This is a genomic window from Paenibacillus sp. A14 (assembly GCF_036864815.1).
Taxonomy (GTDB): Bacteria; Bacillota; Bacilli; order Paenibacillales; family Paenibacillaceae; genus Fontibacillus; species Fontibacillus sanfengchensis.
In genome coordinates, this window is the sequence record NZ_JBAGJD010000011.1 from 105,277 (window position 1) to 111,750 (window position 6,474).

Sequence of the window (6,474 nt, forward strand, 5' to 3'; positions counted from 1 at the left end):
ATATATTTGAATGAATGGAGGATCATCCAATGACACACAAATTCCCGCCCATTAGCGGCAAGCTTCCAGTCTTTATGCACGGGGCCGATTATAACCCGGAGCAATGGCTGCATGACCCGGCGGTGCTGGAGGAGGATATCCGGCTGATGAAGCTGGCGGGCTGCAACGTCATGTCCGTCGGCATATTTTCCTGGGCTGCCCTGGAGCCGGAGGAGGGGACCTTCCATTTCGGATGGCTGGATCAAGTGTTGGACCGGCTGGTCGAAAACGGCATTTATGCATGGCTCGCTACGCCGAGCGGGGCGCGTCCCGCGTGGATGTCCGAGAAGTATCCGGAAGTGCTGCGCGTGGAATCCAACCGCCGCCGCAATCTGCACGGGATGCGGCATAACCATTGCTTCACCTCTCCGGTTTACCGCGAAAAGGCAATGATTATGAACGGCAAGCTGGCGGAGCGGTACTCCTCTCATCCTGCCGTCGTCGGTTGGCATGTCTCCAATGAATACGGGGGCGAGTGCCACTGCGATTATTGCCAGGAAGCGTTCCGTTCCTGGCTGAAGCGCAAATACGGTTCGCTCGATGCGTTGAACCGGGCCTGGTGGACGACGTTCTGGAGCCATACGTACACGTCCTGGTCCCAGGTCGAGTCGCCCGCCCCTCACGGGGAGATGATGGTCCATGGCCACAACCTGGACTGGCGGCGTTTCGTTTCCGATCAGACGATCGACTTCTACAGACATGAGATCAAGCCGCTCAAGGCGGTTAATCCGGATCTGCCCTGCACGGTGAACATGATGGACTTGTTCTATGGCCTGGATTACCGCGAGTTCGCCAAAGCGGTGGACGTCGTCTCCTGGGATGCCTACCCGACCTGGCATGAAGCGGAATCGGAGGTCGGCATTGCATCCTGGTTCGCTTTTAATCACGATATTTTCCGCACGATCAAGAAGAAACCGTTCATGCTGATGGAAAGCACGCCGAGCCAAACCAACTGGCAGCCGGTCAGCAAGCTGAAACGCCCGGGGATGCACCGGTTATCTTCCCTGCAGGCGGTCGCGCACGGCTCCGATACCGTGCAGTACTTCCAGTGGCGGAAGAGCCGCGGGTCCAGCGAGAAATTCCACGGCGCTGTCGTAGATCATGTCGGGCACGAGCATACCCGTGTGTTCCAGGATGTCGCGGCGCTTGGCCGTACCTTGTCGCAAATCACCGAGGTGCTGGGCACAAACGTGCCGGCGGAAGCGGCCGTCCTGTTTGACTGGGACAACCGCTGGGCGATCCATGATGCCCAGGGCCCCCGCAACGGCGGCTTGCATTACGAACAGACGGTGGTCCAGCACTACCGGGCTTTGTGGAAGCAGGGAGTTCCGACCGATGTCATCGGATCCGGCGATGATTTCTCGCCGTACAAGCTGATCGTGCTTCCGATGGCTTACCTGCTGCGCGAAGAAACCGGGAAGCGCCTGGACAAGTTCGTGGAGAACGGAGGCACCTTGCTTGTCACGTACTGGTCGGGCGTTGTCGATGAGCACGATCTCTGCTATCTTAACGGATTTCCGGGGCCGCTCCGGCAGACGCTCGGCATTTGGGCGGAGGAGATCGACGGCCTTCACGACCATGATCGCAACGCACTGGTGATGAATCCCGCAAATCGGCTGGAGTTCGAAGGAAGCTTTGAGATTCACGAGCTCTGCGAAGTGATTCATGCGGAGGAAGCTGAGGTGTTGGCAACGTACCGGGACGATTTCTACGCCGGAATGCCGGTGCTTACGGTAAATCAACGGGGAGCGGGCCAAGCCTATTATTTGGCGGCCCGCGTCCGGGAAGACGGGTTTTACGATTCGCTGTACGGCCGGCTCATTCGCGAAGCCCGGGTCCGCCGGGCTTTGAATGCCGATCTGCCGGAGGGCGTGACCGCCCAACTCCGTTCGGACGGAGTAAGCGACTACGTGTTTCTGTTGAACTTCTCCGGCAAACCGGCGCAGGTCCGCTTGGACGACCGGGCATATACCGACCTGGAGACCGGGGAGGTTAAGGCGGGCATGGTCGATCTTCCGCTCTACGGCTCGATTATCTTGAAACACTAGCCGCAGCCTGTAATAAATATAATTGGAGAGAGCCGGCGAAACGCCGGCTTTCTTTATTATAATGATTCAAGTTACTGCTATTGCCCGGATTCAAATTAACGGGAATTGTACCCGGTAGTAATCCACCTGAAATGCGAATTTCCGTTAAATAATTCTCCAATTTGTGGAATGGAGGAAATCGTCATGCTTCCGGATATAAACTTGTGGACCTTGCTTGGGATGCTTGTCATCCTGTTGGCGGGCTTTGTTCAGGGGGTAACGAGCTTCGGATTTGCTTTGGTGTCCCTGCCGCTGCTATTTCAAATTTTGCCGGTGCGGCAGACGGTCCCTGTCATCGTGGTTTTGAGCCTGCTCACGAATATTTCGATTCTCTCGGCTTGCTATAAACACCTGGCCGTACGTAAAGTGCTGCTCCTGATCCTGTCGGGCATAGCGGCCGCACCGTTCGGAACGTACTTGCTCGTATACATATCAGAGACTTGGCTAAAAGTCCTTGTCGGAGGGCTGATCCTGCTGTTCGCTGCGATCATGCTCCTGGGGCGCTCGTTTCCGGTCCGCAGCGAGAAGCTGGGTTTCGTGACGGCCGGCCTGGCCAGCGGTTTGCTTAACGGAAGCATCTCGATGAGCGGCCCGCCGGTGGCCTTGTTCCTATCCAACCAGGGAACGGACAAGCAGACCTTCCGGGCCAACCTGACGTTTTATGCGTTGGTGCTGAATATCGTCACCATTATAAGTTATTCATACAACGGATTGCTGGATAAGACGGTCACCTCCACCTTGGCCTGGACGATCCCCGCGATGATTACCGGGGTTGTGACCGGTATTTGGGCGGGCAGCCGAATGAATGAGCGTTTTTTCAGAAAAACGGTGCTGGTGCTTATCATCATTTCGGGGCTGTGGACCATAATAACGGGTATCGGTCCAAGCGTTGGTTGACATGGTTTTTCCCGCTGTGATACTTTAGGCATGAATCGAACAACCGGGGTGAAGATTTGAAAGCGATCTTATTATGGGTTGGGCTTTTTCTGATTATTGTCATTTTGGGTTGGCTGAATCAGAAGCAGAAGCTGTCCGGCAAAGTGAAGGCGGCGTACGGGCAGCTTCGGACTTTAAGCGAACGGACGCGGGAGAAGCGGTCCTCGGATGAGGATCTCGCCTTGTGGGAAGCGAATCTTGAGGAACTGGAGAAGCACCCGAACGAGTATAATAAGCTTGACGAGGAAATCAGACTCCGGGAAGCCTTTGCCTTGTATCTGGAGCGGCATTATCCGGGGGATATTCGCCTGGAGAAACTTCGGGAAGCGGCCGCTTTTCAAAAGGATTCGGTTTGGGGGATGAAGATCAAACGTTGATTTTGACATGGCCTCCGCCCCGTGCTAAGCTGGGGGCTGGTCTGAATTGACATGAAAATTTTGTATATGAAGGTGGATGAAGGGTTCACTCATGAGTAAATTTAAAAGCGATTATATGATTACTATGGATGATATCGTTCGGGAAGGCGATCCGATTTTGCGCGTGGTGACGGAGCCGGTAAGCGTCCCGCCAACGGAAGAGGACCGGGAGGAAATGGCGGCGATGCTGCTTTTTCTAAAGAACAGCCAGGATCCGGAAATCAGCAAGAAATACAAGCTTCGGGCCGGGGTCGGGCTATCGGCCAATCAGATCGGCCTAAACAAGCGGATGTTTGCCGCACTGCTAACGGACGACCAGGGGAACGACCGCGAGGTCGCCCTGTATAATCCGAAAATCGTCAGCCATTCCACGGCGATGACTTATCTGCCGGAAAGCGAAGGCTGCCTGTCGGTGGACCGGGTGGTTCAGGGCTTCGTGCCCCGTTACGAGAAGGTGCAGATCAAAGCTTATGATGGGGAAGGCAAGGAATTGAAGCTACGCTTCAAAGGCTTCGACGCCATCGTCATGCAGCATGAAATTGATCATCTGAACGGGATCATGTTCTATGACCGGATCAATAAGGACCACCCGTTTAAGCTCCCCGAGGGCGTTCAAATTAACAGCCTATATTAATAGCGGAGGTATTTCTTATGACGACACAATCAGTATTAAGCCGGATTGACCATACGCTGCTCAAAGCCGATGCGGGCAAAGAAGCCATCCTCAAGCTGGCCGCCGAAGCGAAGGAGCATCGGTTTGCTTCGGTATGCGTCAATCCGTACTGGGTAAAGACGGCCGCGGAAGCGTTGAAGGATACACCGGAGGTCAAAGTGTGCACGGTCATCGGGTTTCCCCTGGGCGCGTCGGCTTCCGAGGTGAAAGCCTTTGAAACGACCCAGGCGATTCGGGATGGTGCTACGGAAGTGGACATGGTCATCAATATCGGTGCCTTGAAAGACGGGGATGAAGAAACTGTGGTCCGCGATATGGTGGCCGTGGTGGAGAGCGCTGCCGGCAAGGCGCTGGTAAAGGTGATTCTGGAAACCTGCCTGCTGACGCAGGAAGAGATCGTCCGCGCGTGCAAGCTGGCCGTATCGGCCGGCGTGGATTTCGTGAAAACATCGACGGGCTTCTCCACCGGAGGAGCCACCGTCGAGGCGGTGGAGCTGATGGCGAAGACGGTCGGACCGGGCGTCGGCGTCAAGGCCTCGGGCGGCGTACGCAGCTTGGCCGATGCGGAGGCGATGCTCGCGGCGGGAGCGACCCGGCTCGGAACGAGCGCGGGCGTGGCGATCGCGCAGGGGCTTAGCAGCCGCACGGATTATTAAAGATACGGTGTAAACAGGCTGTCCTTAACGGGCAGCCTGTTTATTTGGGGCTTTAGCCAGTTGAGCTCGCGAAGCGTGCGAAACAAAAAAACACTTGTGTAGTGCTGCTTATAGCAAAAACCACCTGATGGGGTCGTTATCATAGGAATGTTCAAGCTACTATGTATAACGAAAGGAAAAGGTGGCTTAATGGCTAATCGAAGTGATATGTCACATACAAAGAGGCGCCTAGTGTGCTTCTAAGCTTCGAACTCCAAAAAGATGCAAATCTGCAGGCATTTCCAGCGATTTTAGAGAAACGAGCCGTTTTCGTCGGAAATTCCTTAGAGGATTTACAGGTATTTAGAAATTTTGAGTCCAAACAGGAAAAAAGCATGCAGATATGCAGGAATTTTATGTTATCAAGGTTGTCTGACGGGGTACTAGTAATAATCGCGCAACGGCATACTTAAACGTAGTGAAAGCTAGCGCCTTTAGACGCGAGCCGGTAATAAAGGCTTATATGCCTTAGAGCAAGAGGCTGTCCCAAAAGTCATCATAGATGACTGAGGGGCAACCTCTTTTAGTTTGTCAAACAAAAAGAAACCACTCTTTGGTAAAATGGAAGTACCACCAACCATTACCCAAAAGGAGAGGTTTCTTTTGTACATTCAATATACCATGGATCAACTCTGTTTACCAATGGATTTAGAAGAGGATATCCCCGAAAATCATCTCGTTCGCGTGGTTAACGCCGCCGTAAATCGTCTCGACGACGCTATCTTCGACCCGTCTTACCCTGGAGGCGGACGAGACAGCTACCATCCTAAAATGCTCACCAAAGTTATCATTTACGCCTACACACAGCGCATCTATTCCTCTCGCCAGATCGCCAAAGCTGTCCGCGAAAACATCATGTTTATGTGGATCGCGGGTCGTCAGCGCCCAGACTTCCGTACCATCAACCGATTTCGATCAGAACGAATGAAAAGCACACTGGAGACTGTGTTTACTGCCGTTCTTCAGTTTCTGGCAGAGGAGAACTACATACAGTTGGAGCATTATTTTGTAGACGGCACTAAGATTGAAGCGAATGCCAACCGATATACCTTTGTTTGGGGGAAGGCTATGGTGAAGCATAAAGCCAAGCTTCAGGAGAAAGTCCAGACCCTATTTGAAGCCATTGAGGAAGCGGAGAAGCAAGAAGAAGGAATTCACGAAGGTCGGGATCTTCTCGAGCTGGGTGAGTCCTCTACTATGACCAGTGAGAAGCTGGAGCAAGCAGTCAAGCAATTGGAAGAGCGCCTGCGGGAGAAACCGAAAGACAAGCCGCTCAAGAAGGCGGTGCGCACCCTCCGTAAGGACTTGCTTCCGCGTCTTCAAAAGTACGAAACACAACAAGCAATTTTAGGTACTAGAAACAGCTACAGCAAAACGGACCCTGACGCTACATTTATGCGAATGAAAGAAGACCACATGCGAAATGGTCAACTCAAGCCGGGATACAATGTGCAGATCGGCACCGAAAATCAATTTATTGTCGGTTACAGTTTACACCAGCGCCCGACCGATACGCGCTGCCTCATCCCGCATCTTGAAAAGTTAAAATCGCAGTTAGGAAAGCTCCCGGGCACCGTCATCGCCGATGCGGGCTATGGTGGTGAAGAGAATTATGACTACCTGGAGCA

General features: G+C 53.6%; 6 protein-coding genes. All 6 read left to right on the plus strand.

Annotation, left to right across the window (positions count from 1 at the left end; genetic code table 11):
* Nucleotides 1–29: 29 nt before the first annotated feature.
* Nucleotides 30–2,087: a beta-galactosidase gene (locus tag V4U88_RS22585; RefSeq protein WP_334075501.1), complete on the plus strand. Its 2,058-nt coding sequence runs from the start codon at nt 30–32 to the stop codon at nt 2,085–2,087.
* 183 nt (nt 2,088–2,270) lie between these two features.
* Nucleotides 2,271–3,023, plus strand: coding sequence for a sulfite exporter TauE/SafE family protein (locus V4U88_RS22590; protein WP_334075502.1), 753 nt, complete (start codon nt 2,271–2,273; stop codon nt 3,021–3,023).
* Between the two features lie 56 nt (nt 3,024–3,079).
* A complete protein-coding gene (locus V4U88_RS22595; RefSeq protein ID WP_334075503.1) occupies nt 3,080–3,439 on the plus strand; it encodes a hypothetical protein in 360 nt (119 codons plus the stop codon).
* Between the two features lie 91 nt (nt 3,440–3,530).
* A complete protein-coding gene (gene def / locus V4U88_RS22600) occupies nt 3,531–4,112 on the plus strand; it encodes a peptide deformylase (protein ID WP_334075504.1) in 582 nt (193 codons plus the stop codon).
* A 17-nt stretch (nt 4,113–4,129) separates the two neighbouring features.
* Entirely contained in the window at nt 4,130–4,807 is a 678-nt protein-coding gene (gene deoC / locus V4U88_RS22605; protein ID WP_334075505.1) for a deoxyribose-phosphate aldolase, read from the plus strand.
* Nucleotides 4,808–5,449: 642 nt separating this feature from the next.
* A partial coding sequence (locus V4U88_RS22610; protein ID WP_334074676.1) for an IS1182 family transposase occupies nt 5,450–6,474 on the plus strand: 1,025 nt, incomplete at its 3' end.